Origin of the sequence: Paraburkholderia lebeckiae (assembly GCF_050436325.1) — a bacterium.
GTDB classification, from domain to species: Bacteria; Pseudomonadota; Gammaproteobacteria; order Burkholderiales; family Burkholderiaceae; genus Paraburkholderia; species Paraburkholderia tuberum.
Window position 1 is genome coordinate 2923760 of sequence record NZ_JBNDLZ010000002.1, and the last position, 22663, is coordinate 2946422.

Genomic DNA, 22663 nt, shown 5'->3' on the forward strand with positions numbered 1-22663 from the left:
AAGGAGAAGTCAGGCGGCGAAATGCGCCTTCATGCGCATGACGCCGAGTAGCACCACATTGGCGAGTACGGCGCCTAGCAGGACGACGAGCATTGCATCGGCGCCGAAAACGTGAATCAGGTCGCCACATAGGAAAGGGCATCCGAACAGACCGATGAAATAGGCAAGCGTACAGATTTGCGAAGTCACCGCCACCGAAACGCCGTGGTCTCCTGCGAGGTTCACGGCCATGCCGTTCAGGGTCGAGTAGCTCAGTCCGTAGCCCGTGGCGAACAGCGCGGTAGCGACGATATAAAGCGTCGTGCTGCCGCGGTTCAACAGGAACAGTACGAGCGAGGCGCCGGTCAGCAAAAACAATGCGAGCGCCAGTCGCGCGGGCTTGATGCGTCCCATGGTTCTCGCGAGCGACAAGCGCAGTGCCACGCTGGTTATCGTGAACGTCAGGAAGAACAGGTCTGGCCTGAGGTTACGCGAGACGGCATAGGGTGTCTGGTAAGTCGCCAGCCCGGCGAAGACACAGGCTGCCAGTGCGATCATTGCGATCGGCACTGCTGTTCGTGCCCTGAGCAGGGCCAACGTATCGGTCGCGGTAATGGCCACGCGCGTCATCGGCAAACACGACCTATCGCTCATCGCCTCGTTGGCGATCTTGACGCAGACTGCCGCCACCGCGCATGCCGCAGCGAACAGAAGGTAGGCCAGCGCGATCGAGCCGGTATGGTGGGCGATCAGGCGGCTCAAAGGCGCCGCCATGCCTAGGCCGGCCATTTGCGTGCCGGAGACGAAGGTCAGGTACTGGATCCGCGCGTTGGGGGCCAGATGATGGATGATTTGCAGCGGCGCGAGTATAAAGAACACGGACCACCCAGCGCCCAACAGCAAACCGCCTGCATAGACGGCACGAATGTCCATTGGCGCAGCGGCGAAGCAGAGCATGCTGCCTGCCGTGACGAGCGAGGCCAGCGCGATGGTCGGCATGACACCGATACGCTGGGCTATGCGCCCAGCCACGCAGCAGCAGATCATGGTCGAGACCATGCCGCTCGAAATCACGGCGCCGGCGACATCGCTCTTCATGCCCAGGGATTGCAGGTACTCGGGCAGGAGAAAACTCGTCCCGTACGAAGCAGCGATCACCAGTGACGCGATCAGAAACGGAATGAACGCCCGTATTTGGAGGGATGCCGGCAAGTGCTCGGCGTGTGAGATCGCACGCTCGCCAGTCGATAGATAAATGGAGGAGCCAGTCATGCGCTTACGCCACTGCCGGGTGACGCGAGGCCTGAGGCGCGTCGCACAGTATCGATCCTGCTTCAGTCTCCTGATCTTTAAGGCTGTCGAGCAGTTGCCGGTCCGGAACATCCGGATAGAACGCACGACCTAGCAGACTGTTGATGATGCGGCTGTTCCTGTACGCGACCAGCGAAAGATTGACGCTTTGCAGGCCATGCTGCACGCGGCTTTGGTTTTGCAGATACACGGGACCGGGCATTGGCGCATCGAAGTGCACGGCGTAATCGGGATCGAGCGTTGGCAGACCGTCTTCACGGCTTGCTCCGTCGAGCAGTTTCTGAACGAATGGCAAATGGCGCGGCTGAAAACCGGTTGCCAGGATGATTCTGTCCGCGCTTATGCCGTTGCGCTGCGACGTGACGAGCGAGGTCAACCCGATATGCCAGCGACCGCTGCGGCGTGTGATCTCGTCCATTGTCACCGAAGGCAACAGACGAAAGCAGTCGGCTAGCGTGCCATGGACGCTGCGTTCGTACAACGCTTCATAGAGCCGGTTGCACAGGCTGGCGGAGATGCCGTCGCTGGTGAGCTTCTCGCTTTCGACAATGGCCCGGCGCCGCTGGATCGGCAGCGTGTGAAAGCGTTGGCTATAACTGGGCGTGTATGCTTCATTGACAAATGCGTTGTCGTCCATCGCAAACAGATTGGCGCGCGACGTCGCCCAAGTGATCTTGTCGGGACCTGACTCGGTCAGCATGTGCTCGACGACTTCCGCGCCGCTCTGTCCGCCGCCCACCACCAGCACATGTTCGTCTTCGCTGAACGGTTTCCGGTTAAGGTAGTCGTCTACGTGATAGACCGTCTCGCCAACCACCTGCCGCGCACATGCCGGCACCTTGGGTTCGACGCCGACCCCGACCACTACTGCGCGCGCATGATATGTGCGCGCGGTAGTGGTCACGTAATATCCCTTATTGCAAGGCCTGATATCGATCACCTCCTCGCCGAATCGAAGCGTGTCCAGGCATTGCGCGACCCATTGGTAATAGTGGGTGAACTCACGTCGCGACGTGCTGTTTCCACCTTTATTCACGAAGCTGTACAGGCGTCGATGCACAGCGAGATAGTTGAGAAAGGAATATGGGCTTGTGGGATTCACCAGGGTCACACAATCCTTGAGCGGCGACACCTGGAGTTGACTTTGGGGCAGCATGAGCCCCGGATGCCAGGAGAATTTTACGCGCTTCTCAAAGAAAAGCGCTCGCAAACCGGTGGGCTGAATGAGCGCCGCGAGGCTTAGATTGAACGGTCCGATACCAATACCGATGACGTCTAGCATGTCCATAGGAACTTGTTCCGCCGTTAGAGGGGAATTGGCCAACCGATATAGTGCAGCGCAATTCCCGTGGACTAAGATTTAGGCGGTGGTGCCGGCGTACTGCGTAGCCGATGCCCGCTGCAGGAAAACGAAAGCCGTAGATGACGATCGCTTTTGTTCCTCATGGCATTCTGACCAGCACTATGCTTGGTTTGACATTACCTCGGGCCGCCTGAGTGAATCATACGAGGAATTGGGACGCTGAACACTTTGAACATACGCAAACCTTGCGGTGCGTCAATTGTCCACGCGGCGTTGTCGGATTCAGCCGCCGGATCACCCGCAGTCCAAAGGGAGTTGTCACGTTGCTCAGTGGTTCGGATAACATCCGGGACTCAGAACATCGGATCGGTCTATCGTGGTCATCGCTCCCGGCGATCGTCATCAATCGCGTCGTGCGATGGTGAGGCCGGTTGAAAGAAGTGGACACCAACATTCCGTAAAATTGAGGAATGGAGGCATTGTTGAACCGAATCCCAAGGCTGTGTACACGAAGGAATTTCGTGAAGAAGCAGTAAAGCTGGTAATAGCCGATGGCCTCGGCGTGTCCGAAGCCGCGTGTCAATTGTCAATTTCGATGAAGACGTTAGCAAACTGGGTTCGTGCTGCAAAGGACGGCAAGCTGGAGGATGTTGGGCAGCATCAGAGACCACTGACAGAGGTCGAGGCCGAGCCGGGGCGGGTCAAGCGGGAATTGGCCGAAGTAAAAATGGAGCGGGATCTGTTAAAAAAGTTCGCAACGTACTTCGCGACGGAGTCGCGGTGAAGTACGGCGTAACTGAACAGATGCGACAGCAATATCCAGTGCGTTCAATGTGCCGGTTCATGGGCGTGTCCATCAGTTGCTAGTATGCCTGGCGCAAACGGCCGCTGTCGTTACACGCTCAGCAAGAGCGTCGATTCGAAGCACAGGTGCGTGCAGCTCACGAGCGGACGCGAGAAACCTTTGGCCCGGAACGGCTACAGAACGATTTGGCGCACCACGGCGTCCAGATTGGTGTTCACCGCATCATGCGTTTGCGCACGAAGCTCGGCCTGCGCTGCAAGAAAAAACGCAAGTTCAAGGCGACGACCAATTCAACGCACGACCTGCCAGTCGCTCCGGATATACTGGACCAGGACTTCCGTGCGAGCGCTTCGAATCAGGCTTGGCGTGGTGACATCACTTACGTCGCGATCGATGAGGGATGGCTGTATCTGGCCGGCCCCAAGGACCTGTTTAGCGGAGAAGTAGTCGGCTATGCGATGAGCGAGCGCATGACAAAACAGCTGGTAATGCGGGCGCTGTTTCGTGCCGTCGCGTCGCACTGATCACCGGCCGGTCTAATACAGCATACGGACCGCGGCAGTCAGTACTGCGCCCATGCCTATCAGAAGCTCCTCAAACAGTCCGGCATGCAGGCATCAATGCGCAGACGCGGAAATTGTTTCGATAACGCACCAATTGAATCATTCTGGGGCTCACTGAAAAATGAACTCGTCTATCATCGCAAGTTCGCGACCCGCAATCAGGTCCGCAACGAGATCACGGAATACATCGAAATCTTTTACAACCGGCAGCGCACACAGGCGCGCCTGGACTATCTGTCGCCGGCCGTTTTCACGCAGCGATTCCATTTGATTAAAACCGCTGCTTAACCCGTTGGCGTCCACGAATTCCGACAGACCTCAAAGTTGATCAGGTCGGCGAGTCGCACCAACGGGTGCTTCAGGCTGATCTGCTCTCGCAGCGGCTGCCGGAGAAATCTTGTTCCGGCAGAGGCGTCTTTGGACCATCTGCACCTCGTCGAAAAATGCAGGATTTACGCGTCAATGCCAGGTTCCCGCAATTCCCACAACACCATTTCGGCCCCAAAGCCATGTCATATAAGGCTCGCCGGATTGTTCAGGCTCGACTAACTAGCTGCGGATTTTCAACTTCAATCTAGAAGGTCGTTCGCATTCCGAATCTAAACACGCGTGCCGTGGAGTTGGGGTATGCCGGTTCCCCGTAATATAGGGCTTGCCCCAACGTGTAAGCGGACCCATTTCTATTTTTTGTTTGTGCATACCCGATATATATATTGGTGTTTTTCAAAAGAGCATAAAAAACACCTAGTCCTACAATGTACGAGTTTTTTGTCTGAGTAATTCCATTCGAGGAGTCAATCAATTTGATAACTTGTGCCATTAATACGGTCGAGCGGGTGATTTGGTAGCTCGCCCCAAGATTGGCAATTGCATACCGCAACGAATTATTCAACGATGCTGCGCCAGTTATGATTGAATAGTCATCTTTAGTGTATCCGAGATACACCCTTACCGGCCCAACCCCATAGTTACCGCCGACACCCCATGCTTTGTAATATCCCTGATCCAATGCGTCTCTCTGATAGACATATCCGGCATGAAACGTTGCGGGGCCATTGGTGTAATTGATTGCTCCGCTAAAAGTTGTTCTGCCACTTGTAGATTTCGCAACACCGCCGAGACCGTACATCAACCCAACCGAGAATCCATAAATTTTCGGAGATGAGTAGAGAACGGAACTATTAACGCGGCACGTAATGACCGCGGTAAGGAGCGTAGCTTGGACGGTACCATTAGGCAAAGTACGATCAACGCCCCAGATGCTCCCTCCTAAGCCTCCCAAAAAAACGTCGTTGTCACTCATAGCAAGAAACTCTGGCGAGTATTGACGACCAAAAGTTAAAGTCCCTTCAGGACCTTCGAAGCCAATATACGCTTGCCGGCCGAAAAGTGCACCGCCCTGCTGTATGGTGCCGGCATTAGGCGCGAAACCACTCTCAAGTCTGAAAATAGCTTTGTAACCGTTGCCCAAGACTTGGCTACCCATAAGGCCAAGTCGCGATCCGAACGTGCCGCCATTCGACATTTTAGTTAAGGTTCCTCTGCCCTGATTTGAGATATCAATGAGAACATCTAATGCTCCATATAGCGTAACGCCACTCTGCGCTTGGCTTGAATCGCACGCTAATCCAAAAAATACTCCCATCACCACTGCGTATACCGATTTTATCATTTGGAAGCCAAATCTCTTTTTGCTTCTGATGAGCCAATATCGTGGTCATCGAACAAATCCGACAGAAAATGGAGTTATGGAGTAACAGCACAAATCTGTGCCATGCGCACTCCGTTACTATCTTCACGCCTCGATAATTGAGAATTGGGAATCTAGGCCCGGCATGATTCTTCAAGTTGCAGTCGTGAGCCGGGGGCACCGGGCTTGGTGGGGCAGGTGATCGCTAGTAGGAGTTCACCCGGAACATCGTTAGGCCATCCGGTACGTGAATACGGAGACCTGCCGCCGATGTTGCAGACCGAGCCGTGCAACGTGCGAAGCCCTCGATGCATGAAAGGCCAACAACATCGCTTAGTCGACCCATTCATGAGCGTTGACGTAGGCAAGGTCACCATCACCCGGTAGCCCTCGGCCGAACCCGAAAGCGTTGGTACAGCAAAGCGCTGGCCAGCCGATGAGGCCAAGCTGTGCACTCATCTCTGAACTGAAGACGTTCGGTGAACTTTTGTTCGTCGTAGATCACCCTCACCATCGAAGCATTGTCCGTGGCAGTCGCTCCTGTCCTTCGTGTCCTAGTCGCATCCTTGCCAGCCTGGCTTTGCGCCGGCATTGCCGACCTTGCTCGATGGCAATGCCAAGATTGATGCGCGCGATGCCGCTGTCATTGCTATAGCCGCACGCTCAATGCCGCTTACACTGCGCTGCCTCCGACTGGCTGACGTACTGCTCGCCGAAATCACCATGCTGTGCGGCCGCCTCAACCCACGCTGCATGCAGAGGTGCGGAAAGAGGACGCTCGGTTCATCGTCAAGCCCGAGCTCATATGCGGCTTCATGCCGGGGCCCGTACGAGGCGGCTGGTAAGTTCCGCAGTGAAGGCCGAGCCTCAAGGGTTCACTCCAACTACAGGCTCCGGTGGCTCAATGCGGATGCACCACGCAACGAACTGGAAGATGCTTCGGGCCGCTCACGAAGCTGGACGCAACGAATTCGATTTCGCCCGCCGGCTCAACAAGCCGCAACCTCGGGACCAGTTCCTCAAAAAAGACGCGCATTTCCATGTTCGCGAGATGCTGACCCAAGCACACGTGGGCGCCGACGCCGAAAGCGAGATGCCGGTTCGGTTTGCGGTCGATATTAAATGCGAACGGCTCAGGGAAGACTTGCTCGTCACGATTTGCCGAGCCATAGCAGAGCATCAGCCAATCGCCCTTGCGGATTGTCCGACCCCGGACGTTGGTGTCGGCAGTCGCTGTACGCATGAAATGACGCACCGGCGATGCGTAGCGAAGGGTTTCGTCGATAAACTGCGGAATCAGCGAACGATCCGCCTGTAGTCGCGGCAGTAGCTCAGGGAAGCGGCTCAACGCCCACATTGCGACCGATATGGACGACGAAACCGTATCATGTCCTGCTGCGGCGATGATCACGTAATAGCCAAGACGGGTCGCTTCATCGATAGGCTGTCCATTGATAACCGCGTTGGCCAGCAAGCTTGCGATATCGTTACGTGGGTTCTTCCGGCGGTCTTCGGTCAGGCGGTCGAAATAATCCTTGAAGTCGGCCACAATGGACAGCAGAGCCCTGCCCATCGCACCGCTCGCATCGCCTTGGCGCTGCGCTTCGCGCTTGTATTCGGCATCCTCGCTTCCGAACATCTCCTGAGTCAGCGTCAACATGCGCAGGGAATCTTCCTGCGGAACGCCGAGAATATCCATGATCACGTTCAGTGGGAAATGCAATGCAAAGTCATTCGCAAAATCGATCTCTTGCCCGCTGTGATGCAACAGCTTCGCGATCGTCATATTTGCCAGCGATCGAATGCGGTCGTCAAGCTCGAGAATGCTGTTCGGCATGAACCACGACTGTGTCAGCGCACGTAGACTCTTGTGCTCGTCGCCGTCGACGTGCACGAGTGATCGGACGATGTTTGGAGTACCGGTGATGGAAATGACATGCTCGATCGACGCTCTTGGCCTGCAGACGACAGAATAGTCTCCGTTGCGGAACAAGACATTGTCTCGTGAGATCATGGAGACGTCGGCGTGTTTCGTGACCACCCAGAACGGATCATGTCCGTCCGCCATTGCGCGCCCGACAGGGTTGTTTGCACGCGCCCAAGTATAGGTTTCATGGAGACGATTGAGGTTGGTATAGGACTGCGGATCAACCAGATGGTTTGCTATGTCTTTCGGTAGGTCGTAATTTGGCATGCTCATGATATTGATAGTGCGGTTTGTTGGTGGACGGGCAGCACCGTCTAGGCAAGAGAAGGGCGCCTCTTCCCGCCCCATTCCGCTATTGGGCTCCCCCGCGGACTCAATAACTGGTCTCAACTTTTGAAGGGCCGCTCTCTCGCGTGTACTGAGATCCTTTCCACGGGCTTCGAAGTAGCATTCATGTATAGAGCTTGCTGTCATCCGATATCTGCAGATCAGTCCCCCATTGGCGTAGGCACTGCAGCGTTCGCATCGGTAAATGTGGATGAACTGGCGTGACGGACGTCGATATTCGCCCGTCGTATTCCTTCATACTATCCGCGGTCTCCCTGTGTACCCTTAATCTATGTCAACTCTTCTTGGTTAAGTGATCGCTCAGGTGGTCCTTGAGGGCTACTGTTTGTCGGGTCAGTACGCAACAATCTGAGCCGGCCCCAGAGGAGGCGAAGCTTGGGCAGTTTGTGTTCGTGACCAAGATGCGCTGACGCATCGAGCGCGACTATTAGGACCTGAAACAGGAGTTCGCGCTCGGCCATTACGAGGGGCGCGACTGGCGTGGCTTTCAACCACGCCAGACTAAGTATCACCGCACATGGGCTTATGCTGGCTCAGCGACTCAGGATAGGATCAGATGCAAACGATAAAAAAACTTCCTTGAACGCACGCTGCCTGTCCGTCCCCGGATTGCATCCCACGGGGGCAGTCCAGCGCGCACAACGCCACGTTCCTGATTTCGTTACACGTTGCGTATCCTGCTTGGACTACGCCTCATACAAAGATGGCACTCTTCCTGTGCAGAAATAAACTGCATAACTAATTATATGACACAGTGTGCGGCCAGCTAAGGCTGGTGTGTTCAGCAGGAGATAGACCTGCCGGGGTAGAAGTCAGAAGCTCCGTAGCTTGGATAGCAGGGTGGCGGGAAACCAAGACTCTGAAGCCTATCGACGTCCGTCTCCTTGGGGGACGTGCGAGTCATCGGGCCGTAATGAAGATGAACGTGGATGTGGCCTCGAAAATAATAGACCCGAAGGCCGAGCCCTCACTGTGTAGGCGAAGGCAGCATGGGTAGCCGAAATCTGACCGATACGGCTACTTCACTTCGGTGGGGTGTAAGCGACGGCACGATGACAAGGACACGCTAAGTAACTGGAGAAGCCCTCCTCACCCCGGTGAGAAATCGTCGGAGCAAGCTAGGTCCTATAACCGGAGAACCCGGGAAATGGATCGAAGGCGAGAGGGTGGCGGACGGGTCCGTAGTAGCGGTGAAGTCGGGTAACGCTGACCGAGCGAAGGGGCCCTGCTGTTTGTAATGTCCTCAACAACATGGGAGGCAAGGACGAGATGACAAAGACGTCCCTTAGTTTGCAGGACCTGAGGCGGGGGCTATAAGTCAAGGCGAAGGCTGAACCGTCTTGGCGTTTCTGGGGTTTGTACGTCCATGTCTGCAAGACCGAGGCACAACGCGAAGCGTACGAGATGGCCAGATTAAACAACGGAGCACCGGGTATTGACGGCGTGACGTTCGAAGTCATCGAGGCGCAGGGCGTGGAGGCGTTCCTGGAGCAGATACGGGCGAACTGGTTGAACGTACCTGCCGGCCGTTGCCGGCACGGAGGCGGGAGATACCGAAGGACGGGGGGAAATTCCGCGTCCTGTCGATACCCGCGATCCGTGATCGAGTAGTCCAGGGTGCGCTCAAGCTGATACTGGAACCGATCTTCGAGGCAGATTTCCAGCCGGGGTCGTATGGCTATCGTCCCAAGAGGACCGCACATGAAGCGGTGCAGCGAGTGGCGACGGCGATCGTGCAGGCGAAAAAACTGGTCATAGATCTGGATCTACGCGCCTACTTTGACACCGTGCGGCATCACCTGCTGCTCGACCAGGTGGCGAGGCGGAGCAATGATCGGGATGTCATGCATCTGCTAAAGCTGATGCTGACAGCATCGGGAAAACAAGGCGTTCCGCAGGGCGGGGTGATTTCGCCGCTACTCAGCAATATCTACCTCACAGAGGGGGATCAAATGCTGGAGCGAGCGAAAGAAACCACGCGCAATGGGACGTACACCTACGTCGAGTATGCCCGTTTTGCTGACGATCTTGTCGTGCTTATCTATGTCCATCCGCGTCATGCGGGGTTGCTCGGGGCCGTAACCCGACGCCTTCGGGAAGAATTTGCCAAACTGCAGGTCGAAATCAATGAAGAGAAAAGCCGCACTGTGAATCTGGCATGTGGAGAGAGCGTCGGCTTTCTGGGGTTCGACTTCCATCGCGTCCGAAGCATCCGGAACAAGGTGTGGCGACCGCAGTACACGCCCAAGCTGAAGAAGCGAACGGCGTTACTGCGAAAGCTCAAGGTGTGTTCCGGCGATATAAGTCCCAGCCGGTGGGCCGTATTGTTGAATTGATCAACCCGGTGCTACGTGGCTGGATGAACTACTTCGCTATTGGACATTCCAGTGAGTGCTTCAGCTTCGTGAAAGACTGGGTGGAAAAGAAGGTCAGGCGCCACATGCAGCGATCCCGGCAGCAACATGGCTTCGGCTGGAAGACGTGGAGTAAGCGATGGCTGTATGACGAACTGAAGCTGTTCAATGGCTACAAGGTTCGCTAGCAGACAGCATCGAAAGCGTCCCCAGCATGATAGGTCCCGTAAACGTTGACATGAAGCAGACAGGAGAGCGTAGTGCCGGAAAACGGCCCGCTGCGTTCGACGAGGCGGGAGCTGGAAACGTGGCCATGGCAGCCGGACTGAGGCCCACTGCGAAAGCGGTGGAACCGCCACCGGAGCCTAAGGTGCGCGCGCCAGTTCTCGACCCTACAAGACTCAGACCCGCCAGACCAATGGCTTCATCGAGGACACCAACGGCTTGTTTCAAGCTGCCAAGCGCAAGGCTCGCGGTGACACGCGCTTCACGACGATGCGCACCGTCCTCTTTCTCATCGCCGGCAAGCTGGATTTCTCCAGCTTCAACCCGCACGCCCCGTGAGCCCCGTTACCTACAGCATTTTGAAGAAGATGCCACGTTTCCGAGGATGGCATCGAGGGTCCGCGGGTGATGAGCAACCTTCGCCCGGGATAAGTGCTTGCGAAAATCGAGCCAAGGGCGGCCTGCTGATCGTCTTCGGACCGTAGCGATAGAGCGAGCTCTGCCGGGACAATTGACCGCGTCGTACTGACCACTGAGCTGCAACGTCAGCAATCTTCGAACGGCGACGTAGCGAAAAGTGTTTCGTCGACTGACGGCGACAGACCAGTCCTGGTCAGTAACAAACCATCGCACCACACACGTTCGACGCGTCCCCACGCACAGGCTGAAGCAGCGTCCGGGAAGAAACCTCGTCCGTGATAGTTGGCGCTCGTATTGCAGAGCAACGGAATACCCGTCAGTTTTTCGTATTCGACCAGAAGTTGAGCCACCGGATGCTCGGAACTTCTTGAAATGGTCTGCAATCGGGCAGATCCGTCGAGATGCACGACGGCAGGGATTTGTTCTCGCCATTCCGCGCGCGTCTGATGATCGAACAACATATAGGGATCAGGGCTCCCCGGGCTAAAAATGGTCGGCGCACGATCCTCAAGGCATATTGGCGCTACGGGACGGAAGTGCTCTCGAAACTTGATGTCGTTGAGATGATCCTTCATTGTGGGCAAAGTCGCGGCGGCCAGAATGCTTCTGCCCCCCAATGCTCGTGGTCCGAGCTCGGCCGGGCCGGCAAGGAAAATGACGGGCTCGCTTCTGGCGAGTATGCTGGCGAGTTCTGCAATGGAGCAAGTAGACGCCGTCCATCCGGGCGGTACTTGGCAACCTTTTAAGGCCGGTCCGCTATATACCGACCACTCCAGCGGCACGAAGCCCTTCTCGGCTGCCAGCGCGCAACACGCGGCGCCAATCGCAGACCCGCTATCGTTGGGAAACGGCGGCACCCAGATTGCGTCGAACAAACCGCTCGCGCGCAGCGCGCTGTTCCATTTGATATTGAGTCCGCATCCGCCAGCGATGCACAAATTTTTCGGGCCCGCAATCGAATGGCGCTGCAGCGCGATACCCATTTCATGAACGAGAAGACGCTCGAGGAATACATGGAACGAGGCGAGTACGTCTTCGGGCGGCTTGGCTTCTAGTCGCAGCGCGCTTGCTTCGAAGAACTCTCCTACAGCCGCTAGTGACGCGTCCGCGCTGTGGATGTTCTCGCGATAAGCTTGCGCACACTCCGTGTCGCCAGCAAAGCGTGCCTGATAAAGCTCGCGAAATACCTCAACGATGTCTTCGTCAACGGAGCCCAGCGCGATGTAAGCCATCAGCTTGCCGGCCACACCCAGATCCCACCGGGCGCCGCCCGGCTTCTTATAAGGACCAAAGTGATGACCCGCCGCAGCATAGATGTGACCTATCACGGGGAACAGGCAGTCAACATGGCGGGCGTGGTGGCGTTCTACATGATAGAGGCGTGGGACGATGCCACCATCCCACACCAAACAGAATGCAGGTTGCCCGCTTTGGGCAAAGGGACTGGTGCAGTACGCGGAGGCCACATGGCCTGACACGTGAGGATAGCTCTTATAAGGAAAGGACTGGCCGCCGACAAGCAGTCCGGAGCCGTCGAGCGAAGCGAGAAGATCATCGGCTCGGCGCTCGGCATAAGGGGCCCCTTTCAGACTGACGGGAATCGACCCACTGAGGACGCGAAACTGCGACTCGACTACTCCGTCCCAGCCGTCGATGACAAACTGGTCGATATCGTGCGCATCGAAACCATGCTCGGCCAATGCGATCGCGATCGCGTCGAGGTCGTCGATCGCCTGATACCGCGGATTGTTGTCTCGCTTTTCCTGCTCCACGCAAAAAACCAGTTTTCCATCCTCGACAAGGGCGATCGCTCCGTCGTGCGTCAGTTTGATCCCACAGATGCGCATAATATCTCCCGGCCTAACGCTGGTAAGTTGGTCCGCACGAAGGCGAAGCCGCGTTTCGAAAACAGGCGAGCAGACAGTCTTCATTCAACGACTGACCGACGCACCTCAAACGATCGATTTCAACCAGCTCTTCTTCCAGGATGGCTATGACCGTCTCGGCTCCGGCAATGTGGCCCCATCGCCGGCAATTGGCGTCGCGTGCCGATCCAAAAACCAGCTGTCCACCGGGCGCAAGCATCCGTGCTAAATTGCGGACAGCCGCGCGCACCTCGGCGCTGCCGTCGAGGTAATAGAGAACCTCCGCCACCACGACCAGATCGAACTGTTGCTCAGTCGAAAAATGCTGGACATCGGAGACGATCCAATTGATGTGTGGTGGGTCCATCATCCGTTCGCGTGTCCTGGCAATTGCGTGTGGCACGATATCGATCACGGTGAGCCGTTGGCAGTGCGGTGCCAATTTTTCCGTGAAGGCTCCGCCTGCGCATCCGACTTCGAGCGCATTTGTGACGGATCCCTGCGAAAGTGCCATCCGAAGCATTTGCCTGTGGCGCTCGTGCTCAAAGGGATTGCTATCGAGCCGCCATGGATCGTCTGCGTCCAATTCCCGACGCAGCAATTCGAAGTTCGTTTGATGTGTCAATTCCGCCTACCTTTGTGGTGCGCCGCTGCAAGTGTCCGGACCTTGGGCCGGGACTGGTGCTCCGTTGGAAACCGGCGTGTTGGTACAAGAACTGCACGGTGGCCAAACGCTATTGTTTAACGTTCTAGAAAAATAGCTCGCGAGCGCTGTTACCTAGTTTCAGATCTTCAGCCACTCATTGGAAGGGCGTCGTTACCGTGACAACGCCCGTGAGGGATGTAGCCGAACCCGACGCTGTTCCCACAATCCGCGCAGCTCCTTGACGAGGGCTTCACGTCGAGTCTGCTCAGGCGTAATCGTATCGAGAAGATGTCCGAGCACGGCTTGGCCTTCGATCCGCATCAGCAGATCGAACAACTCATGTGAAATACGCACACTGTCACAGTTGGAGCCGCCGGTGCGAATTTCGCACACCGTCTCCTGACGATCCCGCGCTGTGTGAGCGCGGACTCGATAGAGCGATGCATAGGGCGGCAGTGAAACCGCGAGCGCAGTCCAATGTCCCTGCGTTGCGGGCCGCTTTTTGACGAGGAACGGCCCGACCACAAGTCCATCCAGCTCTGTCGTCAGAAATGTGGCAATCGCGTCTGCAACCGAATCTACGATCGGCTCAGCGTTGTTATTAAAGGAAGTATTGAGCAGAATTGGGATTCCTGTCCGCTTCTTGAACGCATTAATAACCTCCCAGTAGGCGGAATTGGTCTTGCGCGATACTGTTTGCAGCCGCGCTGTACCGTCAATGTGCGTGATGGCGCCGAGCAAGGCACGCTTGGAGTTGCGCACGCGAACTACAAAATTCATAAAAGGGAATTCGCGGGTGCCCTCTGGGAGGTCAAAAAATTCGTGCGCATCGTCCTCGAGCACTGATGGCGCGAACGGTCGGTAACCCTCGCGCTTCTTGACCATGGCGTTGATCCGGTCCTTGTTTGCGGCCGGCCTGGGATCGGCAAGAATGCTGCGGTTGCCAAGCGCGCGTGGCCCGAACTCCGAACGACCCTGCACCCAGCCGATCACGGCACCATTGGCCATCCAGTCCGCTGCTCTGCCTGCCACGTCATCACTGCGTTCAACGTCGAGGTGTCCGGCCCACGCATTCAATTCTTGCTCGACGACTAGATCGCTCCCCAGATCGGGCCCCCAATAAACCTGCTGCAATCGCTCACGCGGCGCGGGCCGACCGAAGTCGTTTGACACCATAAGGGCAGCGCCTAATGCGCAACCGGCGTCATGCGCTGCGGGCTGCACGAAGATATCTTCGAAAAGTCCCGAATACAGCAGCTTACCGTTCATGGTGCAGTTATGAGCTACTCCTCCGGCTATACACAGCCGCTTCATACCGGTGACCTCGCGATGATGGCGGAGAATGTGAAACACGATCCGCTCCAGCGCTTCCTGCAATGAAGCACCCACATCTCGATGCTGCTGTGTGAATGGCATTCCCTTTCGCCGGACCTGGATGCTGCGGAGCAACGTCGGACCGATACGGTCCAGGTAGACGCGGTACTCACCGTTGGCGGACAGTTGATAGAATTGCTCGAAGAGCCCGCGATAGGGAGCGGGATCCCCATAAGGTGCAAGCCCCATGACCTTGTATTCGTCGAACAAGCCGTAACCGAGATACCGGATTGTTTCGAGATAAAACAGCCCTAGAGAATTATGCTCTGCGAAAGTCGCGAGTTGCGTAATTTCGGTTCCAGATCCGAGCGCCAAGAGCCCCGAGAGGAAATCACCGCCGCCATCGACCGCGAGGATCAGACTTTGCTCGAATCCAGACATCGCAAACGCGCTCACGGCATGCGCCAGATGGTGACTCACGAATGAGACCCGCGAAGGATCGACCTCGGTACCGAATTCCCGCATTAGTAAGTTACGCAGAAACAGCTTGGCATCCACCGGAATGGAGATGTTCGGCTGGGACAGGAACAGGCGTTCGAGCATGACGTTGCAATAGGCCTCGGTAGCGTAAAACGCGATGTGGTCGATATCGCTGAGCTGAATCCCTGCGGATGCGAGGCAGTATTGAATTGAACTGCTCGGGAACTTGTTAGAGTGCTTGATCCGGTTGAGGCGCTCCTCTTCGACGGCCGCTATTACGCGTCCGTCCCGGACAAGCACCGCAGCGCCGTCGTGCAGAAATGTGTTCGGCAGTTCGAGTGAATTTTCATGAACTTTGTCCAGCCCGCCGCTCACTCCTAAGCACAGCATGTCTCTCTCCTTCATTGTGGTAGGAAGCTCCTATTGGCAAGACTCGAACCCCTACCACCTAAGTAAGGTAGGATATCGCTCGCCGCTGGGAACACCGGTCAGACGTCACCAGCCCCAAAGAATCTCGCCGCAATTCATGAAAATTCTGTACCGTTTGGTCCAGGGGTTGCGTTTCTTGGCGCTGAAGGATGGCGCGACCAGAAAGCTGAAGCGCTGGAACCCCGAGGAAATCCCCAATCTCTGCCAAACATGCGGCGGGTTCGCGAGGAGGCGCCCGATGCATGTGATTGATCGACAACTGCTGCAACGTCATTTCCTCGGTTTCGCTCAGTTCTACGACACACTTCATCCGCTACCCCCGGCACCACGAAGGCGCCAGCAAGTTGCGAAAATGAAATGGATCTACCAGGAACACTATCCTCCATGCCGTACAATTCGTAAAATCGATTGTTTTGATGGAACCCATCTACATTATGGATAACTTGGGATCATGCGTTTCAAGGGCCTCGATCTGAATCTCCTCGTCGCGCTCGATGCTCTGATGACCGAGCGTAATCTCACCGCGGCGGCACGCAGCATCAACCTGAGCCAGCCGGCCATGAGCGCGGCCGTCGCCCGGCTACGCGCCTATTTCTGCGATGAACTATTTACGATGAGGGGCCGGGAACTTGTCCCAACACCGCGTGCAGAAGGGCTCGCTGCTCCAATCCGCGAGGCTCTGGTGCACATCCAGCTCTCCGTTATTTCCGGGGACGTCTTCAACCCAGCCAAATCGGATCGCCGCTTCAGGATCATCCTTTCCGATTTCATGGCAGTCGTATTTTTTCGAAAGATCGTGGAGCGTATTGCACGGGAAGCTCCCGCCGTCGGCTTCGAATTGCTGCCACTTGCCGATGACCCCGATGAGGTTCTCCGGCGCGGCGAAGCCGATTTTCTTATCTTGCCGGAATTGCTCATGTCGAGCGCGCACCCTAAAGCGAAGCTGTTCGAGGAGACACTCGTGTGCGTAGGCTGCCGCACGAACAAGCAGCTATCAGGGCAGCTCACATTCGAGAGATACATGTCGATGGGGCACGTTGTGGTCAAGTTCGGGCGTACGCGGCAGCCCTCCATCGAGGAGTGGTTTTTGCTTGAGCACGGTCTCAAGAGACGGGACGAGGTCATCGTGCAGAGCTTTAGCATGATCCCGCCCATGCTATTAAACACTGACCGTATAGGGACGATGCCCTTAAGGCTGGTCAAGCATTTCGAAAAAACGATGCCTCTGCGGATCGTCGAACTTCCGCGGCCACTTCCCGCATTCACCGAGGCCGTCCAATGGTCTGCCCTTCACAACAGTGATCCGGCAAGCAATTGGATGCGGGAGATAATATTGCAGGAGGCGTCACGCATGGTTCCTCCGCGTGAGACCACGCGAAGACCAATCCACCCAAGTTAGGAAATGGGATCTTTCAGCAAGGTTTTTGCGGCATGGATTTTGCGGGGTTTCGAGGATTTTGTGGCGACATAACGGATATCGCCACACCAGGCCTGATTCGGCGCAGTGACGGCAAACGCCTGATCGAGCAGGTTCGGCGCGACCGGCAAGCCGTGTGTCAATCTGGTTGTTGCCTTGAATCTGCGTTTCTGGTTGCAACGCAACTTCTGCTTGCGACGCAGTCTCTTTATCGGATGTACGCCGAATTATCGGTACCGCTGGGCTACCGGTTTACACGGCTCGCTGAAAAAACGTCCACGGCATGAAGTGGAAAAAATTCCTCTATAAGCACGTGTGCGAGCGCGAGGCGTTGATTATCTGCAAGGCTTCAAACTGCGGCGATTGTGCCGATTTCACGGATTGCTTCGGGCCAGAATGAAGGTCTGGCTGTCTAGGTAGCCCAGCGTGCGCGCCCGCGCGAAGTGTGCGGTGAGCGTCGGCTTTGACTACTGAAACGATCGCCATGAGCTGCAATGGAGTTCTGCCATCGCCATGCCGGGGACATATTGTCAATCTGTCAGTTGATCTTCCGGCGGAGATTATCGGGACCCGGACTGTGCGAGCAAGGCTTCCACGACGTCCAAGCCTATGCAATCGATCGGGTCCAGCCTGCGCAGCTTGGCGATCAGCTTCAGTGCAACGACGCGCTCACCGCGCCGCACGCTGATGAACGCGAGCGCCTTCAGTGTGAAGAGCCAGAAGCGGCCCGGACCAGGAATGGTGAAGTCGGTGTCGCCCGGCTGTACCGCACACCAGTCGCTGTCGAGCGACGCTTGACGGGCGGCGACCGCCAAAGCCTTGGTCGCGACCTCCTGCGCCTCGCCAAGTTCACCCCGGTTCGCATGGAACTTATACAGCAAATAGTAGGGTGGCAGGCAGCGCGGGTACGACAGGACCGCAGTCCACAACGCGGCGGCCACATCGTCATTGCTGCCGCCGCGGGTTCTCTCGATCAGCTGTAGCACGGGGGAGGGAACGTTGCCGCCGAAGAGATCGCTCGATTCGATACCAGTAATGAGATTCATCAATTTGCTCCGATATGGTGAGGCGTCCGGCCACTTTTTGCGTCGCTCGGAAGCCGATGTGACGATGGATGTGTTTGTCTACCCGAACTTGAACTGGATGCGATGCCCGCCGCGCGGACACGCCCATTCGAGGTTGTGATAGTCCGTGCACAGAATGCGGCAACTACCGCATTCCAGCCAGCCGCCGGTAATCAGCGTGACCGAGCCGTTGCTGTCCTTCCGATAACAGGAGGCCGGGCACACGAACGTGCAGCTTTTTTCGGCTCAGTCGTTGGTGCAGACTTCAACGTTTTTGATGGTGGAGGTGCGGCCGCCCGACGTCCACGTAGCGGTTCTGAAACAGCTTTTCCTCGATATTGACAGTGACCGTTTTCATCGGAAGGCTCTCCAGAATTTGTATACGTCGCCGACCAGCCGGTCAGGGAGCGATTTTTGCGGAAACTGACCATGACATCGTGCTTTTTGGTCTTCTTGTCGATGCCAGCTACCGTAATCACGGTGCGGGCCGCTTGAGCGACGAGATCAGGGTGGGCGTCAAGCATCGCGAAATACTGTTCCTTCGGTGCGGGCGCTGGCGTGTACGGTCGCGGATCCGCTAGCGGAAATTGGTCGTACGGGCCGAATACGTGAGCATGCGTGTGGCAAGATCCGCGCGGGAGAGGCGTTGCGGACAGAGCGAATTGTTGGGTGGAATCTTGTGCCATAGGTCTTCAGGATTTTGGAAGTTCGCTGCGTGCAGGCAAAGGTGGCGTCGCCCCCGCGGACAAGGGGACCTCATGCGCATTCAACGTCATAGCGATAAAGCTGTAGTAGACAATCACAGCGACAAGTTCAACGACGCCTTTTACGCCGAGCAACTCTTGCGTCTGTGCGTAAGTCGCTTCATCGACGAAATGCCTGACCAGGAATTGGGAGGCGAAAGCATAAATGGCCTCCTCTTTTTCATCGGCTAACGGCGGCTTAGTACCGCGTGCGATCGCGTCGCACGTCGCATCCGCGACACCTGCCTTACGGGCAATCTTCTCGTGTTGAATCCATTCGAATTGGCAGTCCCAGTGGCGCGCTGTGATGACGATTGCCAGCTCGCTGAGACGGGGCTCCAGTGACGTGCGATAGCGGACCAGCTCGCCGAACGCCTGGGCCTTGTCAGCAAGCTCGGGCGAATGCAGCAAAGGAGCATATGGACCATTGAGCCACGTCCCCTGGAACGGACGATGTCCTCATAGACGGGCCGTTGCACGCTGGTCATCTGCTCCGGGGTAAGGAATGCGGTTCTTGTCATGGATGTGTTCGGGTCAGTCCACAGACTTCAATTGAAGGATGTCTCGTGCCTCGGCAGGCGTCGCCACCTTTGAGCCAAGTGCCTCGACGATATGCACGGCGCGCTCAAGCGGTGCGTTGCCGTTGGCGAGCTGTCCTTTCGCGATGTAAAGATGATCTTCCAGGCCAACGCGTACGTTGCGACAGATCCGGCGAGATCCCGGCCCATCGAGGTTGCACAGAACAACAGAATCTCGGGGCGGTACTTGTTGGCCAGGTCGGTCAGCCCCTTCGTGAACGGTTCGTTGCGATAGCCGAGCAACACAGGGTCGTGAATCACATACGCTTTGTCCGCGCCGAAACTGAACGGCTCACTGGCAAACTGTTCAGGCGGCTCGTTGGTACCGCCGAGCACGGCCACAGCGACACGACTGCCGAGTTTGTCGGCGAGCTTGCGCGCCTCACCGAGCAGCTCCCACGACACGCTATGCACGTGGCCGCGGTCGTGCTCGAGAAAGATCCAGACGCCCTGGTAGGCTTTCAGATGTTCGGGCAGATCGAGGTTACAGCCGGCGGCCCGTTTGACCGGCGCCGCCGGCCTCTTTTCCGAGGCAGCGGGCGAGTTCACGAGGCCCTTTTCATCAACAGGTCCGCCTCCAATGTCGGAGGGCGAGCGAATATCCCGTGCACGAGTTTCGGCGACACGTCGCGCAGGCTGGACGCGTCCAATTCGAGCATCTCGGCCTCTTCGTCGCGCGGCGTCGGCCCGAACACTTTGCTGACCACGGTAGGTGAACCTTTCAGCCCGATCTTGCTAACGTCCTCAATGCCGGCCTGCTCGCGATCCCATTTGCGCACCGGGAATCCTGCCGCGTGGATCATCGCGGGCAGTGTCGCGAAGCGCAGCTCGTTCGTATTATGGAGCATCGTCACGAGACAGGGCAGTGCGGTTTTCAATACTTGCACACCGCCTTCGGCGCGGCGCGCGACTACGATCGTGCGCGCGTCGAGGTCAGTCTCGACGATCCGGAACACATACGTCAGCAACTGGACGCCCAATCGCCTCGCGATGCCGGCGATGGTCTGCTTGCCGGCGAAGATGATCTCCACTGCCTGTGCATTTGCAATCTGCCGGATTGCAGCGGCGAGTGCATACGATGTCGCGAGCGTGTCTGCCCCAGCGAAAGCACGATCGGTGACGAGTACGGCGTCGTCCGCGCCGTAGCTGATGCATTTGCGCAGCGCGTCCTCGGCCTGCGGCGGTCCCATGGAGAGTATCGTGACCGTTCCGCCGAAGCGGTCCTTTAGCCGCAACGCTTCCTCCAGCGAGAACAGGTCGTACGGGTTCACGATCGCCGGAACACCCTGGCGCATGATGGTGTTCGTGACAAGGTGAACCCGGATCTGCGCGGAATCCGGGACCTGCTTGGTGCAGACGACAATATGCATTGAGGTACACTCAAGGTCAGGCGCCGCCCCGTGCCGGCAGCGACGCACGCAGCTCGTCAACAGGGACGAGCCGCCGTCCGACCGCTTCCTGAAAAACTTTGAAGACCTTTTGCTCCGCGGGCGTGGATACAACGAAGTCGTTGTAGGCCTTCTGCAGTAAGCATCGATAGACGGCGAGTACGGCCTTCGCGTTTTTACGCGGCAGTTCTTTCTGTTGCTCGATGTACTGAAAGAAGCGCTTGAGGATGTGCAGGCGGCTCACGTTCACCACCTTCTCGTCGAATGCGATGTCGAAGAATCGCAGGAAATCCCCGGCCGACGACAGGTGACGCAGTTGTTCGATAACTTCTTGCATGTTGTTACTTCTATTGGACAAGTTTGGCCGCCATAACCACACTCACGACACCTTCACCCGCGTGCTGTGGGCTTGGGTCAGGAAGCGGCGCAGATCGCTTGCATTCGGCGCCTGCTTGTTCTGCGTGACGAAAGAGCGGATGCGCGCAAGCAGGAGCGGGATGAGCCGGTCCGACACCCTCACGCCTAGAGCGTCGTAGGCCTCACGCACACTTTGAGATCCAGAATGTTTCCCGAGTATCGTCGACCGTTGCCGGCCGAGCTCTGCCGGATCGAATCCCTCGTAGGTCGTGGTGTGCTTCGCGAGGCCGTCGGTGTGAATGCCCGACTCGTGAGTAAAGATGCTGCTACCGATGATGCTCTTGTTGAAGGAAACTGCGCGGCCTGAGGCTTGTTCGACCAGCGACGAAATGTCGGGCAGCGCTCTGGTGTCGACGCCAGTGTCTCGTCGCAGGAGGTGCCGCGCGCCCATCACGACTTCTTCCAGCGCTGCATTGCCGGCGCGCTCACCCAACCCGTTGACGGTGGTGCTGGCATGGGTCGCGCCGGCCCCAAGGGCGGCCAGTGTGTTGGCTGTGGCGAGCCCGAGGTCGTCGTGCGCATGGATTTCGATCTCCAGATCGACGGCAACGCGCAGCGCTGCAATGGCGTAGAAGGTCTTAAAGGGGTCTAGGATACCGACAGTGTCGGCAAAGCGCACGCGCTGGGCCCCGTGATGCTGCGCGCATTGAGCCACTTCTATGAGAAATGAGGGATCCGCGCGCGAGGCGTCTTCCATGCCAAGGGAAATCCTGGGATGGTTTTTCGCTGCCTCGTTGACGACGCGTGCGATCTGCTTCAGTACCCAACTGCGCGACTGCCCCAGCTTGTGTTGCAAATGAATATCCGAAACGGGAACCGAGAGATGAACGATATCGGCATCGCAGCGCAATGCCGCGGTGAGATCCTCGTCGGTGAGGCGCCCCCAAACCATCAGGCGGGCGTCGAGGTTCAGGTCGACGATTGCAGCGATGCACGCCATTTCGTCTTCGCCCATGGCAGGAATTCCGATTTCGAGTTCGGCCACGCCGGCTTGCGACAGTGCGGCGGCGATTGCGCATTTTTCCTCGGTGCGAAACGCGACGCCGGCGGTCTGCTCGCCGTCGCGAAGTGTCGTGTCATTGATGATCGGATTGAGCATGTCAGGTCTCTTGAGTTGTCGCCGATGGATCGCAAGCGTTGTGCCAAGCGAGCATCTACAGTCGGAGCTCAATTTGGGGGATGTTGACCGGCACGATGTCGGGTTATGGCGGTGCATCATCCGATTGTTCGTGTCGCGAATGTTACGTTCCGGACAATGCGGCCGCGCTGGAGGTGGCTCGATCGATTCCATCCGCTAGCGGACAGAATGTCGAACTTTTTCGCTGGATGCATACTCGAAAATAATTAGATAAACAAAGCAATTTTGACATGAACCGGTCGAGATGGAATGGACACCG

17 protein-coding genes and 8 pseudogenes are annotated in these 22663 nt (G+C 57.1%); 8 read left to right on the forward strand and 17 right to left on the reverse strand.

The genetic code is table 11. The annotated features are described in order from the left end of the window. Positions 1 to 9: 9 nt before the first annotated feature. Entirely contained in the window at positions 10 to 1251 is a 1242-nt protein-coding gene (locus tag OKW44_RS16630; protein ID WP_018423251.1) for an MFS transporter, read from the reverse strand. A gap of 4 nt (positions 1252 to 1255) precedes the next feature. Then, positions 1256 to 2578: a lysine N(6)-hydroxylase/L-ornithine N(5)-oxygenase family protein gene (locus tag OKW44_RS16635; RefSeq protein WP_018423250.1), complete on the reverse strand. Its 1323-nt coding sequence runs from the start codon at positions 2576 to 2578 to the stop codon at positions 1256 to 1258. Between the two features lie 493 nt (positions 2579 to 3071). Here OKW44_RS16635 and OKW44_RS16640 point away from each other — a divergent pair. Then, positions 3072 to 4249: pseudogene (locus OKW44_RS16640) on the forward strand (IS3 family transposase). A 286-nt stretch (positions 4250 to 4535) separates the two neighbouring features. Here OKW44_RS16640 and OKW44_RS16645 read toward each other — a convergent pair. Continuing rightward, positions 4536 to 5606: a porin gene (locus OKW44_RS16645; RefSeq protein WP_239499217.1), complete on the reverse strand. Its 1071-nt coding sequence runs from the start codon at positions 5604 to 5606 to the stop codon at positions 4536 to 4538. 296 nt (positions 5607 to 5902) lie between these two features. On the opposite strand from OKW44_RS16645, the pseudogene OKW44_RS16650 reads away from it, so the two are divergent. Next, positions 5903 to 6386 (forward strand): annotated as a pseudogene (locus OKW44_RS16650) (IS110 family transposase); the annotation flags it as partial. A gap of 166 nt (positions 6387 to 6552) precedes the next feature. Here the strand turns inward: OKW44_RS16650 and OKW44_RS16655 are convergent. Further along, positions 6553 to 7851: a cytochrome P450 gene (locus OKW44_RS16655; protein WP_026226300.1), complete on the reverse strand. Its 1299-nt coding sequence runs from the start codon at positions 7849 to 7851 to the stop codon at positions 6553 to 6555. 485 nt (positions 7852 to 8336) lie between these two features. Here OKW44_RS16655 and OKW44_RS16660 point away from each other — a divergent pair. The 4 genes and pseudogenes from OKW44_RS16660 to OKW44_RS16675 form a co-directional block, all read left to right on the forward strand. Beyond that, positions 8337 to 8472 (forward strand): annotated as a pseudogene (locus tag OKW44_RS16660) (IS701 family transposase); the annotation flags it as partial. 983 nt (positions 8473 to 9455) lie between these two features. Beyond that, complete coding sequence (locus OKW44_RS16665; RefSeq protein ID WP_204357168.1) at positions 9456 to 10262, forward strand: reverse transcriptase domain-containing protein; 807 nt, start codon at positions 9456 to 9458, stop codon at positions 10260 to 10262. Further along, the gene (locus tag OKW44_RS16670; protein ID WP_280785273.1) at positions 10241 to 10468 is read left to right on the forward strand and encodes a group II intron maturase-specific domain-containing protein; all 228 of its coding nucleotides are present in this window, start codon (positions 10241 to 10243) and stop codon (positions 10466 to 10468) included. The genes OKW44_RS16665 and OKW44_RS16670 overlap by 22 nt, the downstream gene beginning before the upstream one ends. A 211-nt stretch (positions 10469 to 10679) precedes the next feature. Next, positions 10680 to 10844, forward strand: a pseudogene (locus OKW44_RS16675) (ISL3 family transposase); the annotation flags it as partial. 206 nt (positions 10845 to 11050) lie between these two features. Here the strand turns inward: OKW44_RS16675 and nodU are convergent. The 3 genes from nodU to OKW44_RS16690 all read right to left on the reverse strand — a co-directional run bounded on the left by nodU (position 11051) and on the right by OKW44_RS16690 (position 15620). Beyond that, the gene (gene nodU / locus OKW44_RS16680; RefSeq protein ID WP_018423246.1) at positions 11051 to 12772 is read right to left on the reverse strand and encodes a nodulation protein NodU; all 1722 of its coding nucleotides are present in this window, start codon (positions 12770 to 12772) and stop codon (positions 11051 to 11053) included. A gap of 13 nt (positions 12773 to 12785) precedes the next feature. Beyond that, a complete protein-coding gene (gene nodS, locus OKW44_RS16685; protein ID WP_026226299.1) occupies positions 12786 to 13415 on the reverse strand; it encodes a nodulation methyltransferase NodS in 630 nt (209 codons plus the stop codon). 192 nt (positions 13416 to 13607) lie between these two features. Beyond that, a complete protein-coding gene (locus OKW44_RS16690) occupies positions 13608 to 15620 on the reverse strand; it encodes a carbamoyltransferase family protein (RefSeq protein WP_018423244.1) in 2013 nt (670 codons plus the stop codon). 490 nt (positions 15621 to 16110) lie between these two features. Between OKW44_RS16690 and OKW44_RS16695 the strand changes: the two genes are divergently transcribed. Further along, the gene (locus OKW44_RS16695; RefSeq protein WP_018423243.1) at positions 16111 to 17058 is read left to right on the forward strand and encodes a LysR family transcriptional regulator; all 948 of its coding nucleotides are present in this window, start codon (positions 16111 to 16113) and stop codon (positions 17056 to 17058) included. A 59-nt stretch (positions 17059 to 17117) separates the two neighbouring features. Here OKW44_RS16695 and OKW44_RS16700 read toward each other — a convergent pair. Further along, a pseudogene (locus OKW44_RS16700) lies at positions 17118 to 17288 on the reverse strand (IS3-like element ISBvi4 family transposase); the annotation flags it as partial. A gap of 71 nt (positions 17289 to 17359) precedes the next feature. On the opposite strand from OKW44_RS16700, the gene OKW44_RS16705 reads away from it, so the two are divergent. Then, positions 17360 to 17476 carry a nitrogen fixation protein NifQ gene (locus tag OKW44_RS16705; RefSeq protein ID WP_429410666.1) on the forward strand — a complete coding sequence of 39 codons (117 nt, stop codon included), beginning with the start codon at positions 17360 to 17362 and terminating at the stop codon, positions 17474 to 17476. 160 nt (positions 17477 to 17636) lie between these two features. Here the strand turns inward: OKW44_RS16705 and OKW44_RS16710 are convergent, their stop codons facing one another. The 9 genes and pseudogenes from OKW44_RS16710 to nifV form a co-directional block, all read right to left on the reverse strand. Then, positions 17637 to 18122 carry a hypothetical protein gene (locus OKW44_RS16710; protein ID WP_018423241.1) on the reverse strand — a complete coding sequence of 162 codons (486 nt, stop codon included), beginning with the start codon at positions 18120 to 18122 and terminating at the stop codon, positions 17637 to 17639. A 78-nt stretch (positions 18123 to 18200) separates the two neighbouring features. Beyond that, a pseudogene (locus tag OKW44_RS16715) lies at positions 18201 to 18498 on the reverse strand (ferredoxin family protein). Between the two features lie 49 nt (positions 18499 to 18547). Next, positions 18548 to 18826 (reverse strand): annotated as a pseudogene (locus OKW44_RS37010) (hypothetical protein); the annotation flags it as partial. A gap of 6 nt (positions 18827 to 18832) precedes the next feature. Next, positions 18833 to 19294 (reverse strand): carboxymuconolactone decarboxylase family protein, encoded by a 462-nt coding sequence (locus OKW44_RS16720; RefSeq protein WP_018423240.1) that lies wholly within the window; start codon positions 19292 to 19294, stop codon positions 18833 to 18835. 123 nt (positions 19295 to 19417) lie between these two features. Further along, complete coding sequence (locus OKW44_RS16725; RefSeq protein WP_084754318.1) at positions 19418 to 19624, reverse strand: 3-keto-5-aminohexanoate cleavage protein; 207 nt, start codon at positions 19622 to 19624, stop codon at positions 19418 to 19420. After that, positions 19570 to 20010, reverse strand: a pseudogene (locus OKW44_RS16730) (electron transfer flavoprotein subunit alpha/FixB family protein); the annotation flags it as partial. The pseudogene OKW44_RS16730 and the gene OKW44_RS16725, both read right to left, overlap by 55 nt. Beyond that, positions 20007 to 20831, reverse strand: a complete 825-nt coding sequence (locus tag OKW44_RS16735; protein ID WP_018423238.1) for an electron transfer flavoprotein subunit beta/FixA family protein — start codon at positions 20829 to 20831, stop codon at positions 20007 to 20009. The pseudogene OKW44_RS16730 and the gene OKW44_RS16735, both read right to left, overlap by 4 nt. 16 nt (positions 20832 to 20847) lie before the next feature. Beyond that, positions 20848 to 21186: a nitrogenase stabilizing/protective protein NifW gene (nifW, locus tag OKW44_RS16740; protein ID WP_018423237.1), complete on the reverse strand. Its 339-nt coding sequence runs from the start codon at positions 21184 to 21186 to the stop codon at positions 20848 to 20850. A gap of 42 nt (positions 21187 to 21228) precedes the next feature. Then, positions 21229 to 22365 (reverse strand): homocitrate synthase, encoded by a 1137-nt coding sequence (gene nifV, locus OKW44_RS16745; protein WP_018423236.1) that lies wholly within the window; start codon positions 22363 to 22365, stop codon positions 21229 to 21231. Positions 22366 to 22663: the final 298 nt, after the last annotated feature.